The organism is Pedobacter sp. V48, from assembly GCF_000523515.1.
Classification (GTDB): Bacteria; Bacteroidota; Bacteroidia; order Sphingobacteriales; family Sphingobacteriaceae; genus Pedobacter.
Map to the genome: position 1 here is coordinate 18,691 of NZ_AWRU01000010.1, position 23,713 is coordinate 42,403.

15 protein-coding genes and 1 pseudogene are annotated in these 23,713 nt (G+C 37.7%); 11 read left to right on the forward strand and 5 right to left on the reverse strand.

Annotated elements, in window-relative coordinates:
• The first annotated feature begins 17 nt into the window (after positions 1-17).
• The 5 genes from N824_RS11285 to N824_RS11310 all read left to right on the forward strand — a co-directional run bounded on the left by N824_RS11285 (position 18) and on the right by N824_RS11310 (position 10,631).
• Positions 18-1,391, forward strand: a complete 1,374-nt coding sequence (locus N824_RS11285) for an MFS transporter (protein WP_048905268.1) — start codon at positions 18-20, stop codon at positions 1,389-1,391.
• A 32-nt stretch (positions 1,392-1,423) separates the two neighbouring features.
• Entirely contained in the window at positions 1,424-3,049 is a 1,626-nt protein-coding gene (locus tag N824_RS11290) for an NADP-dependent glyceraldehyde-3-phosphate dehydrogenase (protein ID WP_048905269.1), read from the forward strand.
• Positions 3,050-3,339: 290 nt separating this feature from the next.
• Positions 3,340-4,674 (forward strand): alpha-L-fucosidase, encoded by a 1,335-nt coding sequence (locus N824_RS11295; RefSeq protein WP_052334115.1) that lies wholly within the window; start codon positions 3,340-3,342, stop codon positions 4,672-4,674.
• An 8-nt stretch (positions 4,675-4,682) separates the two neighbouring features.
• Positions 4,683-5,873, forward strand: coding sequence for an SGNH/GDSL hydrolase family protein (locus tag N824_RS11300; protein ID WP_052334116.1), 1,191 nt, complete (start codon positions 4,683-4,685; stop codon positions 5,871-5,873).
• A 2,112-nt stretch (positions 5,874-7,985) separates the two neighbouring features.
• Positions 7,986-10,631 carry an outer membrane beta-barrel protein gene (locus tag N824_RS11310; RefSeq protein ID WP_048905270.1) on the forward strand — a complete coding sequence of 882 codons (2,646 nt, stop codon included), beginning with the start codon at positions 7,986-7,988 and terminating at the stop codon, positions 10,629-10,631.
• A 14-nt stretch (positions 10,632-10,645) separates the two neighbouring features.
• On the opposite strand, the gene N824_RS11315 is transcribed toward N824_RS11310, so the two are convergent.
• Positions 10,646-11,674, reverse strand: a complete 1,029-nt coding sequence (locus tag N824_RS11315) for a phosphotransferase enzyme family protein (RefSeq protein WP_048905271.1) — start codon at positions 11,672-11,674, stop codon at positions 10,646-10,648.
• An 81-nt stretch (positions 11,675-11,755) separates the two neighbouring features.
• Positions 11,756-12,775, reverse strand: a complete 1,020-nt coding sequence (locus N824_RS11320; protein ID WP_048905272.1) for a LacI family DNA-binding transcriptional regulator — start codon at positions 12,773-12,775, stop codon at positions 11,756-11,758.
• A 444-nt stretch (positions 12,776-13,219) separates the two neighbouring features.
• On the opposite strand from N824_RS11320, the gene N824_RS11325 reads away from it, so the two are divergent.
• The 3 genes from N824_RS11325 to N824_RS11335 all read left to right on the forward strand — a co-directional run bounded on the left by N824_RS11325 (position 13,220) and on the right by N824_RS11335 (position 15,493).
• Positions 13,220-14,572: a Gfo/Idh/MocA family protein gene (locus N824_RS11325; protein ID WP_048905273.1), complete on the forward strand. Its 1,353-nt coding sequence runs from the start codon at positions 13,220-13,222 to the stop codon at positions 14,570-14,572.
• A gap of 131 nt (positions 14,573-14,703) precedes the next feature.
• Positions 14,704-14,913 carry a hypothetical protein gene (locus N824_RS11330; RefSeq protein WP_048905274.1) on the forward strand — a complete coding sequence of 70 codons (210 nt, stop codon included), beginning with the start codon at positions 14,704-14,706 and terminating at the stop codon, positions 14,911-14,913.
• 250 nt (positions 14,914-15,163) lie between these two features.
• Entirely contained in the window at positions 15,164-15,493 is a 330-nt protein-coding gene (locus N824_RS11335) for a helix-turn-helix domain-containing protein (protein WP_048905275.1), read from the forward strand.
• A gap of 40 nt (positions 15,494-15,533) precedes the next feature.
• On the opposite strand, the gene N824_RS11340 is transcribed toward N824_RS11335, so the two are convergent.
• The 3 genes and pseudogenes from N824_RS11340 to N824_RS11350 form a co-directional block, all read right to left on the reverse strand.
• Positions 15,534-16,187 (reverse strand): ketohydroxyglutarate aldolase, encoded by a 654-nt coding sequence (locus tag N824_RS11340; protein WP_048905276.1) that lies wholly within the window; start codon positions 16,185-16,187, stop codon positions 15,534-15,536.
• Positions 16,188-16,199: 12 nt separating this feature from the next.
• A pseudogene (locus N824_RS11345) lies at positions 16,200-16,997 on the reverse strand (PfkB family carbohydrate kinase).
• Positions 16,998-17,288: 291 nt separating this feature from the next.
• Positions 17,289-18,371, reverse strand: a complete 1,083-nt coding sequence (locus tag N824_RS11350) for a LacI family DNA-binding transcriptional regulator (RefSeq protein WP_235207082.1) — start codon at positions 18,369-18,371, stop codon at positions 17,289-17,291.
• Between the two features lie 140 nt (positions 18,372-18,511).
• Between N824_RS11350 and N824_RS11355 the strand changes: the two genes are divergently transcribed.
• The 3 genes from N824_RS11355 to N824_RS11365 all read left to right on the forward strand — a co-directional run bounded on the left by N824_RS11355 (position 18,512) and on the right by N824_RS11365 (position 23,627).
• Positions 18,512-19,111 (forward strand): TetR/AcrR family transcriptional regulator, encoded by a 600-nt coding sequence (locus tag N824_RS11355; RefSeq protein ID WP_048905277.1) that lies wholly within the window; start codon positions 18,512-18,514, stop codon positions 19,109-19,111.
• Between the two features lie 169 nt (positions 19,112-19,280).
• Entirely contained in the window at positions 19,281-20,405 is a 1,125-nt protein-coding gene (locus N824_RS11360; RefSeq protein WP_084498280.1) for an efflux RND transporter periplasmic adaptor subunit, read from the forward strand.
• 24 nt (positions 20,406-20,429) lie between these two features.
• A complete protein-coding gene (locus N824_RS11365) occupies positions 20,430-23,627 on the forward strand; it encodes an efflux RND transporter permease subunit (RefSeq protein ID WP_048905279.1) in 3,198 nt (1,065 codons plus the stop codon).
• Positions 23,628-23,713 lie beyond the last annotated feature (86 nt).

The following is a 23,713-nucleotide window of genomic DNA, read 5'->3' on the forward strand; positions in this document are numbered from 1 at the left end:
ATACTAAACCAAATATAATGAACGAAAAAAAAGTAGGTAATTACAGGTGGACTATCTGTGCATTATTATTTTTCGCAACTACTGTGAATTATCTTGATCGACAGGTGTTAAGCTTACTTAAACCACATCTAGAAGAGATTTTTGGCTGGAGCAACAGCGATTATGCAAACATTGCTTCTGTTTTTCAATTTGTTTACGCTATATCGATGCTTTTTGCAGGGCGGATAATCGACAAACTTGGAACTAAAAAAGGATATGCCTGGGCCATCATTATTTGGTCGGTAGGTGCAGTTATACACGCCTTCGCTATTCCAATAGGTCAAAGTATCTCTACAGTACTTGGCTTTATGGGTATTGGCGTGGCCTCTGTTTCTATTGTAGGTTTTATGGTTGCCAGAGCCGTATTAGGATTTGGCGAGGCTGGGAATTTTCCGGCTGCAATTAAAGCTACTGCAGAGTATTTCCCTAAAAAGGAAAGATCTTTTGCTACCGGATTTTTTAACGGAGGTACCAATATTGGTGCCGTGTTAGCGCCTTTAAGTGTTCCGTTTATTGCAGCAAAATGGGGCTGGGAAGCCGCCTTTTTATTTATAGGTGCAATAGGCTTCTTGTGGCTTATATTTTGGTATAAATATTATGAAAAACCGGAAGAACAAAAAAGACTTTCGGCCGAAGAGCTTGCTTATATCAAAGCAGATGATGTTGATACCAGAGTTATCAATAGTGAAGGTGTAGCTGAAGAAACAAAAGTATCGTGGTTTAAACTACTTACATACAGACAAACCTGGGCTTTTGCTGTAGGTAAATTCATGACTGATGGTGTTTGGTGGTTCTTCCTGTTCTGGTTGCCTGCTTATTTGAAAGATCAGTATGGCATGATGGATACTCAGATTATGCTCCCTCTAGCGGTACTATATAGTATGACAATGGTTGGAAGTATTGGCGGTGGCTGGTTCCCAATGTATTTTATTAAGAAGGGATATGAGCCATATGACGGCCGTATGAAAGCAATGTTAATGATTGCAGTAATTCCGCTTGTGGTGCTTGCTGCACAGCCTTTGGGCCATATATCTTTCTGGATGCCTGTATTGTTAATTGGTGTTGGTGCATCTGCACACCAGGCATGGTCAGCAAATTTGTTTACTACAGTTTCCGATATGTTTCCCAAAAAAGCAATTGGTTCAGTTGTAGGTATAGGTGGTATGCTGGGCGGTCTTGGCGGTGTGGTTATGACCAAACTAGGCGGTGGGTTATTTGACCATTATAAGGCTTTAGGACATATTGAAACAGGTTATACAATTATGTTTACGATCTGTGCTGTTGCATACCTTGTGGCCTGGGTAATAATGAAAGCATTAGTTCCAAAATACAAAGTAATTAGTGATCTTTAACATAATCCATTTTAATCTCTAACTATATATTAATGACTTTTAAAGATCATCTTGACTCGATTTTTGTTGAGGAACGCGACATCCCTGAAGAATTCAGGCTAGCTGAAGAGGTTCATCAACGAGAATATTTAAGTAACGGAAAAATGCATTCCTGGAACGGGGAAGTACATGAGGTACTTTCGCCAATTTGCATCAAAACTTCAACAGGATTAAAGCGTAAAGTAATTGGCACGTATCCTTTGTGTAATGAGGCAGAAGCTTCGGAAGCACTAAAAGCTGCAGTTAATGCTTATAACAATGGAAGGGGCGAATGGCCTACCATGAGCGTTGCGGATCGGATTATCTGCGTAGAGAAGTTTACGCACAGAATTATTGAGAAGAAAAACGAAGTAGTTAAGCTATTGATGTGGGAGATTGGTAAATCCCATGCAGATTCGGTTAAAGAGTTTGACCGTACGGTAGAGTATATTTATGCAACTATCGATGCATTAAAAGACCTTGATCGTCAGTCGTCTAAGTTTAGTATTGAACAGGGTATTGTTGCACAGATCAGACGCTCGCCATTAGGTGTGGTTTTATGTATGGGGCCTTTCAATTATCCATTGAACGAGACTTTTACAACTTTAATTCCGGCCCTGATAATGGGCAATACCTTATTATTTAAACCACCAAAACACGGTACTCTATTACATTATCCTTTGTTGGAAGCATTTAGAGACTGTTTTCCGAAAGGCGTAGTAAACACCATATATGGCCGCGGTAATAAGATCATTCCTAACCTGATGAAATCGGGCGATATAAATGTGTTAACCCTTATTGGTTCAAGTAAAGTTGCCAATGAGCTTAAAAAGCTCCATCCTAAGGTAAACCGTTTACGCGCAATACTTGGTTTGGATGCTAAAAACGCAGCCATTATAACCGCAAATGCTGATGTTAAGTTAGCGGTACAGGAAACAGTATTGGGATCTTTATCCTTTAACGGACAGAGATGTACTGCGTTAAAAATTATATTTATACATCGTAGCCTTGCTGATGGGTTTTTAAAGGAGCTTTCTGAAGCTGTTGCACAGCTTAAATTTGGGATGCCCTGGGAACATGGCGTGGTTTTAACTCCTTTACCTGAACAGCACAAACCTGCTTATATTCAGGAGTGTATTGCTGATGCAATAGCCAATGGTGCTGATGTGATAAATGAAAATGGTGGCGCTACAAACGAGTCGTTTGTGTTCCCTGCAATTGTTTATCCGGTTAAAAAAGGCATGAAATTATATACCGAGGAGCAGTTTGGCCCGGTTATACCTGTTGTACCTTTTGACGATCTGGAAGAAACTATTGAATACCTTATCGAATCTACACACGGCCAGCAGGTAAGTATTTTTAGTAACGATGATGAAGAAATAGCGGAACTTATTGATCCTTTGGTAAACCAGGTGAGCAGGGTAAATGTAAATTGCCAGTGTCAGCGTGGTCCGGATGTATTTCCGTTTACCGGCAGAAAAGACAGTGCCGAGGGTACGCTTTCTGTAGTAGATGCTTTAAGGTCGTTTTCTATAAGGTCGTTAGTTGCTACTAAGCTAAATGAAAACAACAAGCATTTGATAAATGCAATTGTTGATAGTAATAGCTCTAACTTTTTGAGCACAAAGTATTTGTTTTAAAGACAGTCTAAATTGACAGGTATGCACTTGGGTCTGCGGTTGTCTTGCCTCCGGATTTTGAAGGAGATAGGGGGCATTGCTATATGAACTTTGCCTCCGCCAATGGAAAATTAATGGGTGATAGTGTTTATATTGGCGCGGTTGACGTGGTTGGATAACGATCACTTTAAACAACACCAATCTCCTCATCTCTCTGCTATAACATGCTAAAATTGCTTAATGAATTGACATAATAATAGAATTATTAATATCCAATATCCTTTTCTTTGCTATAACCAAATTACTAATGTATGAAAAAGTTAAATTTGCTTATTATCGGATTGGTTATGTCGTTTTCGGTATTTGCACAAAAAGATTATTTAAAAGAGTCTGAAGCAGCTAAAACCCAGCGTATGCAATGGTGGCAGGCTGCTACTTTCGGCATGTTTATCCACTGGGGCTTATATGCAGTTCCGGCCGGAGAATATAATGGTAAAAGCGGAGGAGCAGAGTGGATTATGGAAACACATAACATTCCAACTGCCGAATATGAAAAATATGCAGCTCAATTTGATCCACAGAAGTTTGATGCTAAAAAATGGGTAGAGATCGCTAAATCTGCAGGGGCTAAATACATCGTTATTACTTCTAAACACCACGATGGTTTTAGTCTTTGGGATAGTAAAGTGACCAAGTACGATATCATGGATGCCACTCCTTTTAAAAGAGATATTTTAAAAGAACTTTCTGATGCATGTAAAGCTGCCGGAATTAAGTTCGGATTGTATCATTCTATTATGGACTGGCATCAGCCCAATGCTAACCCTAAGCAAAAGCCAGATGTAAAACCAGATTTCAATAAATACAGAGAAGAGTATTTAAAGCCTCAGCTAGCTGAATTGATCAAAAAATACGATCCAACCATTTTATGGTTTGATGGAGAGTGGATTCCAGAATGGACTGAAGAGCAGGGAAAAGACCTTTACAATTACCTGCGTAACCTTAAACCTTCTTTGGTGATAAATAACCGCATCGGTAAAGCGCGCGGAGGCATGGAAGGTATGAATAAGTACCAGGATGCTGCCGGTGATTTCGGAACTCCAGAACAAGAGATTTTAAAAACCAATTCTCAGGACTATTGGGAAAGCTGCATGACAATTAACAACAACTGGGGCTTTGCTAAGTACGATCAAAATTGGAAATCGGCACAGGTGCTTATCGATAACCTTGTTGATGTAGCGGCTAAAGGTGGTAATTATCTGTTAAATGTTGGCCCTACTGCCGAAGGTGAGATTCCAGCACCAAGTGTAGAGCGTTTGGGAGAAATGGGCAAGTGGTTGGATATTAACAAGCAAGCCATATACGCCACTAAAGGTATAGAAACCTATAAACAAGGCGACAATATCAGATTTACGCAAAGCATGGATGGTAAAACTACTTACGTGATCTTTAACAAAGCTGAAAATAACGAAGTGGTTTTAACTGCTGTGCAGCCAAAAGATGGTTCAAAAGTTTATATGCTTGGGGTAAACAAGCCGCTGGAATGGACTAAAAGTAACGGATCGGCAGTGGTAAAACTACCAACTGAGTTACCTGGTAAATATGCGTGGACTTTAAAAATTCAAAGATCTTCTAATTCTAAATAGATTTTTAAATGAGAAAGTTTGTACTGTGTTTTTTAGTGGGTTTAGTTTGTAGTGCTTCAGTTATTGCACAGGTTAAAGCCTTACCATTTAGCAAGTATATAAAAGAAAGAAAGGGCCTGTCCAACGCTTATAATGCTATTTCTGTAAAGAAAAATGCTACTGTAGCTTTTTTGGGTGGCTCTATAACTTATAATAGTGGCTGGCGAGATAAGGTATGCGCTTATTTAAAAGAGCGTTTCCCGGTTACAAAATTTCATTTTATTGCGGCTGGCATCCCTTCGTTGGGAAGCTTGCCGCATACCTTCAGACTAAGCAGGGATGTGCTGGATTCGGGTAAAGTAGATCTTCTGTTTCTGGAGGCGGCAGTGAACGATCAGGTTAACGGAACGGATAGTGTTACTCAGGTGCAGGCACTTGAAGGCATTGTTAGGCACGCTAAAACCAGTAACCCGTTAATGGATATTGTGATGATGTCATTTGCCGATCCTGATAAGACAAAATTGTACGATTCGGGTATTGTGCCTACTTCGGTAGCCAACCATGAGCTAATTGCCGATCATTATCAATTGTCTTCTATTAACCTGGCTAAGGCAATACGAGATAAACTGGCAAATAATGAGTTTAGCTGGGAAAAGGATTTTAAAGACTTACATCCATCATCATTTGGTCAGGAATTGTATTTTGAAGCAATAAAAGACCTGTTGTTGTCCAGTTTTACCAACTTAAATGGTAAGCAGCCAAAGACGGTTAAATTGCCTGCTTTATTAAATAAAGGAAGTTTTACCCGTGGAAGGTATCTTAGCATAGAAACTGCCGAAAATAAAAAGGGCTGGGAACTGGTAAAGAGCTGGACGCCAGAAGATGGCTTGGGTACCCGCCCGGGTTTTGTAAAGGTGCCTATGCTGGTCAGTACCGTTGCAGGATCATCTTTTACATTGAAATTTAAAGGTACTGCAATTGGAATGGCCATAGTATCAGGCTCCGATGCCGGTATTGTTAGCTATTCAATTGATAACGGCAGCGAAAAACAACTTGATTTGTTTACACAATGGAGTAAATCTTTACATTTGCCATGGTATGTTTTATTTGGGAGCAATTTAGCCAATACAGATCATGTATTAAAAGTTACTATCAGCACAGAAAAGAACCAAAATAGCAATGGAACTGCCTGTAGAATAGTAAACTTTTTAATTAATTAATCCCCCATTATGCCCAGACGCGTCTTTATTTTCTCTCTTGTATTGCTTGTATCATCTGTTAAAGGTTTTTCNTTTNATAGAAAAGGTAATGATTCTCAGGTTTTCAATATTYCTTACSRASYSSGAWCTKAWMTTKWAYANNTRATNTAARYWCWKGKAMWYAKSWGKTRWWKRYAARYWMGRARWWRRTAAKARMAGATGCATATGCCCTTGTTAAAAATAAGGAGCAATTTATAAGCAGTAAGGATTATGAGCTGATTAAGTACTTGGAAACAGCTGTTAAAGATAAGTTCGGAGTTGGTAAGAAATACACCATAATTTTAACTAAAAGCGGCTTGCCGCAGATGGAGCAGATATTTTATGTTTATCCTGGTCACGATTATTTTTTTACCGAAGTTTCTTTAAAAGGCAGTAATGTTAAGAGTAACTATATGGCTCCGTTGATCTCTAATCGCGCAAGCATTCAGGCCAAAGGCGATAACCGAACGCTTTTTGTTCCTTTTGATAACGATACTTTTATCCATTACAACGCAAAGTCTATGGGCTCCGCGGCTGTAGAAAACACAAGTGCAGAAGTTGGTGCGGTATATGAAAACCATAGCAGGAAAGGTTTAATATTAGGCTCTGTAGAGCATTTGATTTGGAAAACAGGGGTACTTGGAATTGGTGATGACCTATCTGAGCTGCGCATTTGGGGCGGATATACAGACGAGAAAGTGACCAGGGATAAAACAATCCACGGTTCTATTTCTGGCTCAGTAGTGAAGTCGCCAAAGGTATTTGTAGGTTATTTTGCTGATTGGAGAACCGGATTGGAAGCTTACGGCAAAGCAAACAGAATTGCAGAGCCTCCATTTGTTTTTAACTGGACAAAACCGGTTCCTTTTGGATGGAACAGCTGGGGCGTTATTCAGGAAAAATTGACCTATGAAAAGGCGGTAAAGAACGTTGATTTTTTTGCAAATGAGCTTCCAAAGTTTAGAAATGATGAAACTGCATATATAGATCTTGATTCATTTTGGGACAATTTTACCGGCGGTATGCGTGGTGATTATAGCAAATTGAAAGAATTTGCTGATTACTGCAAGCAAAAAGGTTTACAGCCTGGTGTGTATTGGGCGCCGTTTACCGACTGGGGTTTTAAATCTGGTGGCGATAGGGAAGCTGAAGGCAGTAAGTATAAATTTAATGAGATGTGGACTAAGGTTGGTGGCAATTATCATGATTTTGATGGTGCCAGAGCCCTTGACCCTACACATCCGGGAACCAAGAAAAGAATCGATTATATTATTGATAAGCTAAAGGCTTGTGGTTTTAAAATGATCAAGATTGACTTTTTAGGCCATGCAGCCGCTGAATCTGATGTTTTCTATGATAAGTCTGTTACCACAGGGATGCAGGCTTATAAAGTTGGCATGGAGTATCTTATCGACAGGATGGATGGGCAAATGCTTGTTTATGCTGCTATATCTCCCAATTTGGCTACAGGAAGGTATGCTCACATTAAAAGGATTGCCTGTGATGCCTGGAAGACTATTAAGGATACTGAGTATACCTTAAATAGTGTTAATTACGGATGGTGGCACACTTATGTTTATAATTTTGTAGATGCAGATCATATTGTATTTGCTAATGAGAAAGAGGGTGTAAACAGAGCAAGGTTAACATCGGGCTTAATTAGCGGAACATTGATACTGGGCGATGATTTTTCTTCGGCAGGGATATGGAATGAAACGGCTAWKAANNTSTYRMASMMYKWASMWKWAWWRRSCWYWYYWASMTYKSKWGTTGCTTTTATGCCTGTGAATGGAAATACCGGGGAGCGGTCTAACGAATTTTTTGTTAGAAAGATAGGGGCTAGTTTGTATCTGGCAATTTTAAACTTTGATGGTAAAAAGAAGGTTTTTACCGTTCCTTTGGATAGGTTGGGCATTAAAAAGTCAACTTATAAGGTAAAAGAGCTTTTTTCTGGTAAAGGGTTTGAGATTAATAGAACGCTTAAGTATGAACTGAACGGACCTGATGCTACGATTATCAAAATAGAATTGCAATAGTTTAATAATTGATGTAAAGCACTATATTTAGCCTGAATAGATATAATAAGTAAGTAATTTGAACGCTCAGAGAATTATCCTTTTACTTGTATTTATTTGTACGCTCTCCAGTCAAGAATTAACAGCGCAAATAAAACGTACAATTAAAGGTAGTGTAAAAGACAGTACCAACCAGGGAATACCCGGATCCTATATTAGGGTAATTACAGGAAAAGATACGTTGACTGTAATTGCCGATAAGGAGGGTGGTTTTTCTATTTCCAATATTTCAACTCAGAGTTCAGACCTGTTGGTCCGTAGTATTGGCTATAAGCCATATGCTTCAATCGTTACCTTTCTTGACAAACAAAAGCAGGTTGACCTTGGCAATATTATACTCAAAACAGAGTCTAATATGCTTGATGAAGTAGTGATTAAGGGTAAAACCACTCCCATAAGGGTAATGAAAGATACCATTGAGTACAATACAGAAGCGTTTGTGATAAGAGAAGGCGATTATGTAGAAGATCTGTTAAAGCAATTTCCCGGTATGGTGGTAAAGGACGATGGAAAGGTTATCTCAATGGGTAAGGAACTTACCCGACTTAGGCTGAATGGCAAGGATTTTTTTACCAGTAATGTTGCTGAGTTTATTAAAAAGTTGCCATCGAGCATATTTTCTCATGTTCAGGTAATTGATGACTATGGTGATGAAGCTAATTTTACCGGGATAAAAGTGGGACAGCCCAGAAAGATATTAAATCTGGTTACTAAACCGGGGAGAGATAAGGGGACATTTGCAAACGTTAGTACAAGCGCTGCAACAAGTAATAGCTATATATTAAACGGAACTGCCAATATCTGGAAGGGACGTAAGCAAATGAGTGGCGGTGGTTCTTTTAATAATACAAGTAATGATGCTCAAATCAATAACAACACTAATGGCGCAGTTAGCTTTTCTGATAAAATCGGCAAAAAACTTTATTTAAGATCTAACTATAACACGGGAAATGGCACTTATGAAAACACGAATTTTAGTAATATTGAAAGTGTCAATAGTTTGGGAACCATTAATAGTATTAATGAGAACAAGACTAATACTAAAAATGGTAACCATAGTTTAAGTATGGGGCTTACTAGTGAGGAATCAGGTAAGTTTTTTGCTAGTAGTTTAGATGCGAATTTGTCAAAAGATAATTCGGAGAATACTTCATCATCTTTGCAGACTGGAGTAATCCGTCAGGATTTATTTACCAGCAGTACTTCAAAGCAGAATAGTCCAAATGTAAATATAAATATGAGTTTGGGCCTGGGGAGTAAAGATAAGAAGGGGAGAGCATCAATTAGCTTTTCGGGCAGGGCAAGTGGTGGTAAAGGGAATCAGGATATTCTTACTGATATCGATTATTATGATAAGGATACAAATGAAAAGGTTAAGGACTCTTTATTAAACCGGTTGATTGAAACCAGAAATGGAGATAGGGCAATAAATGCGGGTTTTAACTATTCAAGGACATTGGGTAATCCGAAGGATACTATACGGAAAAGTATAGAGTTTTCTTATTCATTTAGTGTGAGTTCTAACAATAATGAATTAGAAACACGGGTTAAAGATATAAATCGTAAAATAAGCTTTATTGATTCCTTAAGTAATGTTTATACCTCAACGTTTATCAATCAGAACATTAGGGGAGGTTATAGGTATAATTCAAATAAGATTAATTATGGTATTGGTTTTACATTGCAGCCAAATATTTTGATGGGTAGTTATGAGGGCAGAACCGATAAGATTAATCAAAAAACTTTCAATTCATCTCCATCTGCAAACTTTAGCTATATTATTTCTAAGACACAGTCGGTAGATATGAATTATAGCGGAAGTAGTAATGCCCCCAGGTTTGATCAGCTTCAGCCTGTGCCCGATACCAGGAACTTACAGAATGTAATTATTGGTAATCCGGAATTGAAAACATCATTTAGCCATAATGCAAATGTTGGTTATAACTTATTCGGAATTACCAGTGGAAGGGCATTGCAGATAGGTATAAATGCCGGTGCAACACAAAATGAGGTGGCAAGCAATATTATCCTGATTAAGGATACTTTAAATAGCTTAAAGCAGGAAACACGGTATGTGAATGTGAACGGCAACTATAATATTAACAGTAATTATACCGTCGGTTTACCTTTTGGCAGGCGTAAGTATATGGTTTCTATAGGGGGAAACATAGGGCTCACTAACTCAGTAATTTTTACCGATAATCTAAAAAATAACAATAAGGGACTTAATTTCTTTCAGAATATAGGGGTGAATATGGAATTGAAATCGTTATCTGGTAGTGCAGGCGCTTCTTATTCCTATAGCGAAAACAACTATACTATTGCCAATTTTAAACCACAAAATCTGGAAAGCTGGAGCTTTAATATGAATCTGGTATTTAAAATCCGTAAATCATTTAATACCTCAATTGATGCTTCTAAGAATTTTACCAGTGGATACTCTACAGGTGCTAATAATCCTTTTCTGATTAATGCAAACGTTTTTAAATCGTTTTTTAAGAATAATAGGGCGTCAGTAAGTCTTAGAGCTTACGACCTCCTGAATCAGGGAAATAATTTGTTCAGGGCCGTGTCGGGTAATATGATAATTGAGAATCGTAGCAAGCAAATTACCAGATATTTTATGGTAACATTTTCTATGAATTTAGAGAACTTTGCTAAGTAACTAGAAGGAGAGCTTTATAGCTCTCCTTCTAGTTTTATGTATTCTTTTAAGAGTTGAATCTGATTAAGCGCCCTGTTAAAGTTATGCCCTTCATATTTTGCGCCGTAGTAAACGTCATTTTGTAGGTAATCGGTTAAAAAGCGAATTGCCTGCATGTAAATAATGAACTTACCTGAATAAGTAAAGTACTGCTTTTCGGTTTCCGTTAATACATCTTTCATTTCTTCCATATAGCCATCATAGATAGCGGTATAGAATTCTTTTCTGATGCTGATTTTTGATAGATCTGTCTCTTCTTCGCTGGCTTCAGCTAGATAAGTCCTCATCATATCACCAACATCACTGATAAAGTAACCCGGCATCACAGTGTCAAGATCGATAACACATAAACCGTTGTTCTTTTTATCGAATAATACGTTATTTATTTTGGTATCATGATGTATTACCCTTAATGGTATTTCATTGTTAGCAACGATATTGATATATGTATCAACAATTCCTTTGTGTTCTGTAATAAAGGTAATGCTGTCTTTAGCTTTTTCCAATCTTTCTTCAGAAGCGTTTTTGCAGGCGATCTGGAACTGACTGTATCTCAATTTTAAGTTATGGAAATCGGGGATGGTAATTCCTAATTGCGTAGCGTCAAACCCGGCAAGGATTCTGGAGAACTTGCCAAATTGTTTTGCCGCTTCGTATGCCTCTTCCTTATTGGTTAACGAATTAAGCGAGGTTGAACCCTCAATGAAAGGAAACAATCTAAAATAACCATTAGCAGTATCTAAAAGCGAATGCCCATTTAGATCGCTTACAGGCGAAACAAACAAATAGTTAGGATATTCGACATCTAAATATTGTTTAATCAATGAGATATTCCTGTCAATATCTTTAGGCATTTTAAATACCTCGTTATTTACTTTTTGTAATATATAGTTTTGGGTATCTGTAGTTACTTTCCAAGTATGGTTAATTAACCCATCGCCAAATAGTTTTACTGTAGCTTTATCAGAGTTGAGCCCATACAATGGTAAAATATTTTCGAACATGCGTTTAATAGAATTTTTGATTGTTTACCCAAACCTAACTAATTCAGTTTATTAAACTGGTGTGCAAACGGTTGCGCAAAATTACTTAGGGTCATTTACCACAAGAACTGACTCTACAACGACATTAAAGTAGGCTTGATCTGCTCCTGACTCGTTTTTAGGCTTGTTTATAAGGTCGATAAGAATGTCGGCTGCTTTTTTCCCTTGTTTGTATGGGAATTGCTCAACAGAGGCTATAGGGGTATAGTCCATGTAGTTGATGATAGGCAGGTTTGCATAACTAACAAAATCGATTCCGTTTAAGTTAAGCGAACGGGTGTATCTGATGGCAAAGAGTGCCACGTAGTCATTAAATGTTACGATGGCAGTAGGTTTTCTGCGGTGATTGAGCATGTTGTCCATCACTTCAATTGTTCCTGCTTCTGTTAGATCTGAGTTTATGATTAGTGTTGGATCAAATTTTAAACGATTTGATAGCATTGCTTTGATGTAGCCTTCTTTTCGTTCGTGACTGGCTACCAGTGTGTTAGGGCCGTTTATCATGCCAATGGTACGGTGGCCTTTTTTCAATAAGAAGTTGACCGCTTCGTATGTTCCTGTTTCTAAATTAGAGGCAACGTAATGTATGTCTTTAATAGGAGGAATACGGTCAAAAAATACTACTGGGATGTTTAATCTTTTAAAGATCTCAAAATGCTCATAGGTACTTGTGGTTTTTGAAACAGAAACAAGCAACCCATCAACTCTTTGGGTTTTCATTTTCTCAACAAGAAGCTTTTCTCTTTCGGCATCGTCATGCGACTGAGCCAATAATACGGTATAGTTTCTTTTGTAAGCGATATCTTCTATACCACTTATAGCGGTTGAAAAGAATGATTCTGATAGTTCGGGTAAAATAACTCCAATGATAAAGGATTTTCCATGTAAAAATTGGATTGCTTTCTGGTTGGGCTCATAGTTGAGCTCCGAAGCAAGCTTTTTAACACGCATTTTTGTGGTTAATCCAATGCTTGAATGATCGTTTAATGCTCTTGATACGGTTGATACCGAAATCTTGAGGATTTTAGCAATTTCTTTTATAGTWGYTRRKNNATCRGACATTAGGGCCAAATATTATAATAAACTTTGAATAACCTTACAATTTTAATAAAAAACTGTTTTATTAATTGATTTAGACCAATATACGCATAAATTCACGCAAACGTTTGCCTGTTAAATATTTAATATAACCACTGTTAAGTGATCGGCACATGTGGCTAAAACAAGGGATAAAAGCATAAAAATGTGTTTAATTTTTTAAAATGATTAGAAATTAAGTGTTTTTTAGAAATCTGGTTCAATTAGATAGTCGCGGCCAGATAATTTTTATTGGTTCCTTTTAAAAAAGCCGATAATGACAAAATATCAAACGTTTGCGTGTTTTTTTTCTGTTTTTGATTTAGTGATTGATGATATAGTATATACCTTGTGTCATGATTCTCCAAGCTAGTTAAGGGAGATAAAATAAATTAGCTAACCAAAACGTAGAAAAGAACTAAATAAATTATGAACAGAAGAGAATTTGTTAGAAACTCGGGGCTAACTGCAGCAGCTGTTACTATTTTGCCAGAGAATCCATTGTTTGCCAGTTCAAAGGCAGATAAGGTTAAAATAGCAATAATTGGTGTGGGCTTACGTGGTCAAAATCACCTTGATTTACTATTAAAGAGAGATGATGTAGATTTAGTAGCCATTTGCGATGTGGAGCCAAGAATGCTTAATACGGCTAAAGCAATGATTGCAAAGAGTGGAAAACCAATGCCTAAGATTTTTACAGGTGATGATAATGCCTGGAAGAAAATGTTAGAAACTAAAGGACTGCAGTCGGTATTAATTGCTACTCCATGGGAATTACATAAGGAGATGATTATCACTTCTATTGAAGCGGGTATTAAATATGTAGCTACTGAGGTTATTTTAGGAATAACATTACAGGATCATTGGGATGTAGTTCATGCTGCTGAAAAAAATAATGCTCATGTAATGATGCTGGAAAACGTATGTTACAGAAGAGATGTTCTTGCGGCATTAAATATGGTTAGACAGGGCCTGTTTGGCGAGATTCTTCATCTTCAGGGCGGTTATCAGCATGATCTACGCGAGGTTAAATTCAATGATGGGGTAAAACCTTACGGTGGTGGTGTTGAGTTTAATGAAAAAGGTTTCTCTGAAGCAAAATGGAGAACAAATCACTCTGTACATAGAAATGGAGATTTATACCCAACTCATGGTATTGGCCCAATTGCCAATTATATAGATATAAACCGTGGAAACAGATTTTTGAAGCTAAACTCTTTTGCTACCAAGTCGAGAGGTTTGCATAATTATATTGTAGAAAAGGGTGGGGCTGACCATCCGAATGCGAAAGTAAATTTCCGTTTAGGAGATATTGTTACCACAACTATTGATTGTGCCAACGGTGAAACTTTAATCCTGCAGCACGATACTAACCTTCCTAGACCATATTCATTGGGCTTTAGGGTTCAGGGTACTAAAGGTTTGTGGATGGATGTAAACAAAGGTGTTTATGTTGAAGGTGTAAGTAAACCTCACCAATGGGATCCGGCAGATCAATGGTTAGATAAGTATGATCATCCACTTTGGAAAAAATACGGAAATGATGCGCAAGGTGCAGGTCATGGTGGTATGGATTTCTTTGTAATCCATGCTTTTATTGAGTCTATTAAACGCAATACAGCTACTCCATTAGATGTTTATGATGCAGCAGCCTGGAGCGCAATTACGCCTTTAAGTGAACAATCTATAGAGCTTGGAAACCAAACTGTAGACTTCCCTGATTTTACAAGTGGCAAATGGATGCATAGAAAGCGTGTTTTTGCTTTAAATGATGAATATTAATTTTAGTTAGAATCAATAAATAGTTAGTGTTGGAAGCCTCTATAAGCGATTATAGGGGCTTTTTTTATTTTGAATATTTCAAAAATGAGTTTTGTTAACATTAACTTAACATTGAAAACTCATCTTTGTATATGTTTTTAAATATTCTGGCTTTAGCCTTTCTAATCTTAGCTTTAATTGCAGCATTTAAAATGGATACTCCTCTACAGGGTGTATTGTTTATGGTAGCAATTGCTGCAGTTTGTGGTCTTTTGTATTTATTTATTTTATTTCCCGGATTTTCTGGTTTAGCAGTTGCTGTAATGTTGGCAGCTTTTATTTTCAGACAAAACAAAAGATAATTAGCTATCTGTTTAGTTATCAGTTTGTTTTATTTGCTTTAAGCGTTTTAGCAAGTGTTTTTTGCGTATAATGCTGTACCCATTGATTTCAGCAGAGGAAATCTAACTCCATTAATTTATAAAATTTAATAACGAAAAATCTGGTCGAATAAATATTATAAAAATATTATATTAATATCATAATATTTTATTTAATAATTCTTAAATTTATTTCAATTAAAACTAGGGGGCGTTTTTAAAATTATTGATTATGAAAACATTAGGGGAGAAATTTAGAATTTTACGTCAGAAAAAGGGAGTCAATCAAAAAGCGATGGCCGACTTGTTAGAGATATCTATTCCGGCGTATTCAAAGCTTGAAACAAGTATCACAGATCCGAACTTCAGCAGAATTAATCAGATAGCTGAAGTACACAATTTAACTTTAAGGGAGTTACTTGATGTTGGAGAGGAAGGGATTAATGAGCAAACGCAGTTGATAAAGCAGTTAAAAGAAAAGGTGAGCGAGCTTGAAAATGCAGTAATTAGGTTACAAAGTAAACTAATTGACCTGTATGACAAGGATGAACAAAAGAAATAATCAACGAATAATATCTTTAAACTTGTAAACAAGGATATTGCTATCCTTTGTTTACAAGTTTTAGTAATGCAACGCACCGTTCGGTTAACCAACTAAAATCTGTTGCATCCTGAGGAGCTTGAAATAGCTTGGAACCAAATCCTAAAGCAGCAACCCCCGCATTTAACCAACTATCGATATTTTCCTTATTTACATCAACACCCCCGGTTGGCATAAATTTTAAGGCTGGAAACAATGGTTTAATAGCCTTTAAAAAACCTGGTCCAAGCGTGTCGCCCGGAAAAAGTTTAACTAACGAAGCGCCAAGTTCTTCGGCAAAGTTAATTTCTGTAGGTGTCATACAACCAGGCACCCAAAGCAGCCCATTTGTAAACGCCAGTTTAGCTATATCCTGTTTAACAATTGGACTAACTATGAAATCTGCACCGATGCTAATGTATTGATCGGCCTGAGCTACGGTTTTTATGGTGCCTATACCTAATTTAAGATCCGGAAAATGAGCATTTCTATATTCCAGCATGGCTTTGAAATTTTCTGGAGCATGTTCACCTCTGTTGGTAAACTCAAAAACCCTGATGCCACCGGCGTAGCTAGCTTTAAGCACATTTATGCAGGTATCTTTATCTTCATGATAATAAACCGGGATAACAGGGTACTTGCCGATAATTTCTAATGTATTGGTTATTGCATTCATTTTTAATGTTTTTTAAAGAGTTCCATCACCAAAATCTCCTTTAACAAAGAGCTTTTGATAACCAGCGTTTGTTGCCTTGTTGATGATTTCCTGTCCACCTTCATTGTTGGTTAGGCCATATATTAGCCCTGCCATAAAAGCATCTCCGCTTCCAATTCTATCTACAACGTCATTAGTTTCGCGAATTGGAGAGATGTAATTGCTTTCTAGCGTATGATAGGTTCCGTAAAATAGGTTATGTTTTGGATTATCCATAAAACGGAAGGTATTGGCGATGTGTTTGCACTGAGGGAATAGTTTGAAAATTTCTTTAGCTGATGCTTCTGAGTGACTAAAGTATTCCTGGGCTGTGGTTTGGCGATTTAGATCGTCGCTAACACTTGTTCCCAGCATTTTATTGGCCGCCCAAATGTTACCCATTATTACATCGCAATACTGAATCAGTTCTGGCATTACCTCTATAGGTTGTTTGCCATAATCCCAAAGTCTGTTTCTATAATTTAAATCGACCGAAATGGTTATGCCTTTTTTCCTTGCCGCTGCCAGGACTTCTTTACATACAGCTGCTGTATTTTCGTTTAAAGCAGGAGTAAGGGCAGTCCAGTGAAACCAGGTGTATCCATCTAATACCTTTTCCCAATCTATCACCCCGGGTTTAATTGAGCTGAATGAAGAGAACTTTCTGTCGTACACTACCTGACCACTGGTTAGTCCATTAGCTGATAGTAAAAAGTACAGGCCCAGTCTGTTACCTTCCAGTATGGTTTTAGAAGTATCWACMCNCTWNTYCCKAMASGWMKYKCWWMSCATTTGATGTTAGTGCATTGTCGGGCGCACAAGTTAAATAAGAGACCGGTAATTTCCATTGACCTAAGGATGCTGAAACATTTGCTTCGGAGCCTCCGGGAAATAAAGCAACGGTATGATTTTTAGAAATAAATTGATCTTCTGTGGAACTGAACCTTAAAAGCAGTTCGCCAAATACCAATATGTTTTCTTTATTCTGCATAGTTTTAGTTATTCAATATACAATTATACAGGTTAGCCAGTTAAAAATATCAGGGTGGTTAATATATAAAAACGCAAACGATTTCGTGAATTTTAATGATTGCTTTGAGTGGATGCTCTTGCTTTAATATAGGTTTCGAGCATTACGGTTTCGTACTCAGGATGCTGATCTTTTCTTTCTATTAGGGAGATTAGTTTTTTTGCAGCTAATTGTCCCATTTCAAAAGCAGGCTGATGTACTGTGCTTAAAGCCGGGCTTAGTGCTTCGGCAAGATCTGTGTTGGTAAATCCAATTAAAGCGATATCATTAGGAATGTGATAACCTAGTTTGTTGAGCAGGGTAAGGCATCTGGTGCTGATCTGATCTGTAGCGGTAAAAATAGCATCTGGCTTATCAGTTAAGTTCATGAAATATAGTATCGCCTCTTCAAGATCTGAATTCAGCTTTTGAGTATCGGAATAATCGCAAGACCTTAGTAATTCTGATCGGTAGGCAATGCCACTATCTTTTAATGCTTGTTTATAGCCATTTAAGCGTTCGGTAGCTATACTTAGGGTGGTATTGGTATTTAGATGGGCGATATTTTTGTACCCACTCTTTATGAGGTGCATTGTAGCATCATAGGCACCCTGAAAATTGTCGGCCCCAACTTTATGTGTATTTATCTGATCGCTAAGCCTATCAAAAAGAACAATAGGTAAACCAGCTTCCTGTAAAGAGCGTAAGTAACTAAAATCAACGGTTTCGCAAGCAGGGGAGATTAATATACCATCGACCCCTCCGGAGTATAGTAATTCAATACATGCAGCTTCTTGCTTTTCAGATTCTTTACTCTGCATGATAATGATCTGGTAAGAATTATCTGAACTAACGGTATCGATACCATCCAGCATCTGTGCAATTACATTGTTATCCAATGAACATACTACTACGCCAATAGATCTGCTTTTTCCTTCCTTAAGTCCTTTAGCTAAACGATTTGGCGAATAGTGATGCTTTTGAGCATATTCCATTACCTTTTGTTTGGTATCTATACTAATCTCATAACTGTCGTTTAATGACTTAGATATTGTAGAAATAGATAAATTGAGCGCTTTTGCAATGTCTTTTAAGGTAACGCTATTGTTCATGCTGATCTCTATTTGGTGCAAAGGCGAATTTGCAATTATTATCATTCAATAAGGTAAAGATACTTTTTTTTATTTTTTTTAAGCCCTTAATTCGTATTTGACAAATGGATTACACTTATAATAATAACTGTTTATACATTTGCTTAACGGTGTTAAATTATTTACACGCCAATATAAATAATACGATGGGAAGTAAAGAGCGCATAGCAAGACTAAAAGAGGAGACACGACTCAATATCCTTGATGCTGCCTTAGACATAGTGAAGGATGAGGGATGGCAGGCTTTAAGTATGAGAAAGATTGCAGATAAGATTGAGTACACTGCCCCAATTATTTATGAATACTTTGCTAATAAAGAAGGAATATTACTTGAACTGACCCGTAAAGGGTACATTATCTTGGCAGGAGAGGTTAGAACAGCAAGAGATAAACACGATACACCGGAGAGTCAGTTAGAGGGAATGTGGGTTGCGTACTGGAATTTTGCATTCAAGTATAAAGAGCTTTACCAGCTGATGTATGGTGTAGATATGAACTGTTGTGAGCTGAAGAAAAAGATGCCGGAGGCAGAACTTTCTGATGATCTGATCTATGATGTAATAGAAAAGGTAATCACATTAAAGAATCCGTCTGAGGATTTTGTTTGCAGAAAGTTCTATACTTTCTGGTCTATTATTCACGGTTTAATTTCTATTAACCTTGTAAACAAGGGCCGTGATGCAGAGATGAATCAGCGTATTCTAAAGGATGCCATCAGAGGAATCATAAAATATATAAACGAATAATACCCATTACCAATAAACTCAAAGGCTAAAAAGCCAGAATTTTTTAACAATTACTTAACGCTGTTAAACGACTTACACCCGTTATACGCCAAACCTTTTAATCTATCATGTTATGAAATACTACCTCCCTAATTCACAATTATTTAACACTGTTAAACAATCTTACGTTATGAAATCAATACTTATATTTTCCGCTATGTTTTTATTGGCTTGTTCCAATAAAGCCCCGCAGGCAGTAGCACCTGCACCGCCTGCTTTACCTGTTGCCAGTGTTGTTTCTGGCACAGAAACAACTTACCAAGAGTACCCTGCATCTATCGAAGGTTCTGTTAATGTTGAAGTTAGACCACAGGTTAGTGGTACCTTAGAAAAAGTATATGTTGACGAAGGTGCTTTTGTAAAAGCTGGTCAGCCTATCTTTAAAATAAACGAACAGCCATACAGAGCCTCATTAAACAATGCCCTTGCAGCTCAGCATTCAGCTGAAGCAAGTTTAATAAATGCCCAATTGGAAGTTGAGCGTTTAACACCGTTAGTACAAAACAAAGTAATCTCCGATTTTCAATTGAAATCTGCTAAGGCTACCGCACTTGTTGCAAAAGCGAACATTGAACAAGCAAAAGCAAATGTTTCGACTGCTTCAATAAACTTAGGATATACCTTAATTAAGGCACCTGTTAGTGGTTATATTGGCCGATTAGTTAAAAAACAAGGAAGTCTTGTTGGTCCTACAGATGTAGATGCCTTAACTCAATTGTCGGATGTGCATGATGTACACGTTTATTTCGCTCTTGGCGAAAAAGACTTTGTAAATTTCAAAGATCAATATCCTGGTCAGACTTTAAATGATAAACTTAAACAACTTCCCGCAGTAGCATTAATTTTAGCTGATGATAGCGAATATGGTACAAAAGGAAGAGTTGACGTGATTGACGGCCAGTTTGATAAAAACACCGGAGCAATTACTGTTAGAGCAAAGTTTGCTAACCCTCAGGGCTTATTAAGATCAGGAAATACAGGTAGAATTCGCCTGAGCCTGCAGCATACTAATACCCTTGTAGTTCCTCAATCGGCAACTATAGAGGTGCAGGATAAAATCTTTGTATTTGCACTTGCTGATAGCAATAAGGTTAAAAAACAAGCTATCAGTGTAATCGGTAAAACAGGTACTAACTATCTGGTAAAAGACGGAGTTAAGGCCGGCGATCAGATTGTTTTAAGCGGACTAGACCGCTTACAGGAAGGTGTAGTGATTGCACCACAAAAAGCAACAGATAAAGTTGCTAAAAACTAATTACCCAATTAAACATTAACTGTCATGTTCAAAATTTTTATACAAAGGCCCGTATTAGCTACAGTAATCTCCATATTATTGGTGATACTGGGTGTGCTAAGCCTTACCAAATTGCCGTTACAGCAGTTTCCAGACATTGCGCCACCATCAGTACTGGTAACTGCTAACTACCCTGGCGCCAATGCCGAAACTGTATTGCGTTCAGTTGCCCCATCGCTTGAAGAGTCTATCAACGGTGTCGAAAATATGAGCTACATGAGCTCAACAGCTAGTAATGATGGTACATTGGCTATCACTGTTTACTTTAAGCTTGGAACAAATCCGGATCAGGCTGCCGTAAACGTACAAAATCGTGTGGCGCAGGCAACCAGTCAGCTGCCAACTGAGGTTGTGCAGCAAGGTATCATTACTGCCAAACAACAAAATAGCTTTATTATGGCTATTGGTATGTATACCGAAGATGAATCTAAATACGATCAAACATTCGTGGCCAACTACGCACAAATCAATATTATACCTGAGATCAAAAGGATTCCAGGTGTTGGTTCGGCAAGTATATTTGGCGGGGTAAAAGATTACTCTATGCGTATCTGGCTAAATCCTACTCAAATGGCCACTTACCATATTACCCCTAATGAGGTAATGGCTGCAATACAAGATAAAAGTTTGGAAGCAGCACCAGGTCGTTTTGGTGAAAGAAGTAATGAGGTTTTTGAGTATGTTATTAAATATAAAGGCAAGCTTACAAAACCTGAAGAATATGAAAACATTGCTATCCGCGCAAATGAAGATGGTTCTACCCTTCGCTTAAAAGATGTAGGTAGAGTAGAGTTTGGGGCATATTCATACAACAGTTTAACCCGCTTAAACGGTAAAAAAGGAGTTGTTCTGGGTATTATCCAGTTAGCAGGTTCAAATGCTAACGAGATTCAGATTCAGATAAACAAGTTAATGGAAAAAGCTGCTAAAGATTTTCCAAAAGGTGTTAAACACAATATTTTTTACAGCACAAAAGTAGCACTGGATCAATCAATTGAACAGGTACAGCATACACTTATTGAGGCATTCATTTTGGTATTTATCGTTGTGTTTATCTTCCTTCAGGACTTTAGATCAACGTTAATTCCTGCTATTGCGGTTCCCGTAGCTATTTTGGGTACTTTCTTCTTTATGCAGCTGTTTGGGTTCTCCATTAACTTACTAACACTGTTCGCTCTTGTATTGGCTATTGGTATTGTGGTGGATGATGCCATTGTGGTCGTCGAGGCTGTTCACGCCAAGATGGAACACAAGCGCATCGGCGCTAAACAAGCCACAGCCGAAGCGATGCACGAAATTAGTGGTGCCATTATATCAATTACGCTGGTGATGTCGGCTGTGTTTTTACCCGTAGGTTTCCTTGAAGGTTCAACCGGAGTATTTTACAGACAATTTGCCTTTACAATGGCTACCGCGATTATCATATCAGCTATTAACGCTTTAACATTGAGTCCGGCATTGGCTGCCTTGTTCTTGAAAGACAATCATGCAGACCATCCTGATGAGCCTAAAAAAGGATTTAAAGAAAAATTCTTTGCCGGATTTAACAGAAGCTTTAATGCTATGACAGACAGGTATGTTGGCGGTTTGAAATTCCTGATCAAAAATAAAGCAGTTAGTATTATTGGTTTGACAATTATTATTTTGGCGACTGTATGGATGGTACAAAGAACCCCAACAGGGTTTATTCCAACAGAAGATCAGGGGTTTGTGGCTATTGCCGTAAATACTCCTTCTGGAACTTCGTTAGATGGTACTTCTAAAGTAATGAAACAGGCTGAGGCTGAATTGGGTGCTTTAGATGCCTCAAGATTTGTTACCTCTATTACAGGTTTTAACTTGCTTACTTCATCAACAAGTCCATCTTCGGCAGTTGTGTTTGTGTTGTTAAAGCCAACTAAAGAAAGAGGTAAGGTACAAGACATTAATGAAATTATGAACTTGATAAGAGGTAAATTAGGTGCCATTAGTGGCGGTAGTTTCTTCGTGTTTAGTTTCCCTACCGTTCCTGGATTTAGTAACGTGGAGGCATTGGATCTTGTACTGCAAGATAAAACAGGTGGTAAGCTTGATAAATTCAGTGGTATAGCCAACGGTTTTATTGGTGAGTTAATGAAACGTAAAGAAATTGCCGTTGCATTTACCACTTTTAAAGCAGATTATCCTCAATTACAGCTTGAAGTAAACGACGAGAAAGCAAATCAGCTGGGTGTGAATGTTCGTGATATTTTGCAAACCATGCAAGCTTATTTCGGTAGTGCTCAGGCATCAGATTTTAATCGCTTCGGTAAATATTACCGTGTTCTGGTTCAGGCCGATATTGCTGATAGGGCAGACCCGACTGCGATAGACAGAGTTTTTGTTAAAAACAAAACAGGAGAAATGGTGCCAATAAAAACGTTGGTTAAATTAACCCGTGTTTATGGCTCAGAAACTGCATCACGTTATAATTTGTTTAACTCTATTCAGGTTAACGCCATCCCTAAACCAGGATTTAGTTCTGGTGATGCGATCAATGCAATACAGGAAGTAGCTAAAGAGCAATTACCTGCCGGATATGGATTTGAGTTCTCTGGACAAACCAGGGAAGAGATTTCATCAAACGGACAGTCGACAGTTGTATTTATACTTTGTTTAGTGTTCGTATATTTCTTGTTGGCAGCGCAGTATGAAAGCTATATTTTACCATTAGCAGTAATACTGTCTATTCCTACCGGAGTGTTGGGTGTGTTTGTCGTAATAGGTTTAACCGGTATAGAAAACAACATCTATGTACAGGTGGCGCTGATCATGCTCATTGGTTTGCTCGCCAAGAATGCCATTCTGATTGTGGAGTTTGCAGTGCAGCGTCGAAAAGCAGGTCTTTCTTTGGTAAGTGCGGCAATAGAGGCAGCAAAACTAAGATTACGTCCTATTCTAATGACCTCATTAGCTTTCGTTGTAGGTTTGTTTCCAATGAGTATTGCAACAGGACCATCTGCACAGGGTAACCACTCTATAAGTATTGGTGCTGCAGGGGGGATGCTTTCAGGAGTTATTCTTGGATTGTTCCTTATCCCGGTTCTATTTGTGATTTTTCAGCATCTGCAGGAAAAGGTATCAAGTAAACCAGCTGTGCTTACTGATGCTCAGGATTCAAATGGTGTTAAGGTAAAACCAGAATCAGAAATCATCTATTCTTAAGGTATTATCCATTAATTAATGAAAGAAAAGAAGGTATCTAAACACTACTTTTTGGATACCTTCTTCAAATCAAAACATAAAAAATA

Coding starts and splice junctions, on each gene's coding strand:
- N824_RS11285 (WP_048905268.1), top strand. CDS start 18: ATGAACGAAAAAAAAGTAGGTAATTACAGGTGGACTATCTGTGCATTA.
- N824_RS11290 (WP_048905269.1), top strand. CDS start 1,424: ATGACTTTTAAAGATCATCTTGACTCGATTTTTGTTGAGGAACGCGAC.
- N824_RS11295 (WP_052334115.1), top strand. CDS start 3,340: ATGAAAAAGTTAAATTTGCTTATTATCGGATTGGTTATGTCGTTTTCG.
- N824_RS11300 (WP_052334116.1), top strand. CDS start 4,683: ATGAGAAAGTTTGTACTGTGTTTTTTAGTGGGTTTAGTTTGTAGTGCT.
- N824_RS11315 (WP_048905271.1), bottom strand. CDS start 11,674: ATGTTCGAAAATATTTTACCATTGTATGGGCTCAACTCTGATAAAGCT.
- N824_RS11325 (WP_048905273.1), top strand. CDS start 13,220: ATGAACAGAAGAGAATTTGTTAGAAACTCGGGGCTAACTGCAGCAGCT.
- N824_RS11330 (WP_048905274.1), top strand. CDS start 14,704: ATGTTTTTAAATATTCTGGCTTTAGCCTTTCTAATCTTAGCTTTAATT.
- N824_RS11335 (WP_048905275.1), top strand. CDS start 15,164: ATGAAAACATTAGGGGAGAAATTTAGAATTTTACGTCAGAAAAAGGGA.
- N824_RS11340 (WP_048905276.1), bottom strand. CDS start 16,187: ATGAATGCAATAACCAATACATTAGAAATTATCGGCAAGTACCCTGTT.
- N824_RS11350 (WP_235207082.1), bottom strand. CDS start 18,371: ATGATAATAATTGCAAATTCGCCTTTGCACCAAATAGAGATCAGCATG.
- N824_RS11355 (WP_048905277.1), top strand. CDS start 18,512: ATGGGAAGTAAAGAGCGCATAGCAAGACTAAAAGAGGAGACACGACTC.
- N824_RS11360 (WP_084498280.1), top strand. CDS start 19,281: ATGAAATCAATACTTATATTTTCCGCTATGTTTTTATTGGCTTGTTCC.
- N824_RS11365 (WP_048905279.1), top strand. CDS start 20,430: ATGTTCAAAATTTTTATACAAAGGCCCGTATTAGCTACAGTAATCTCC.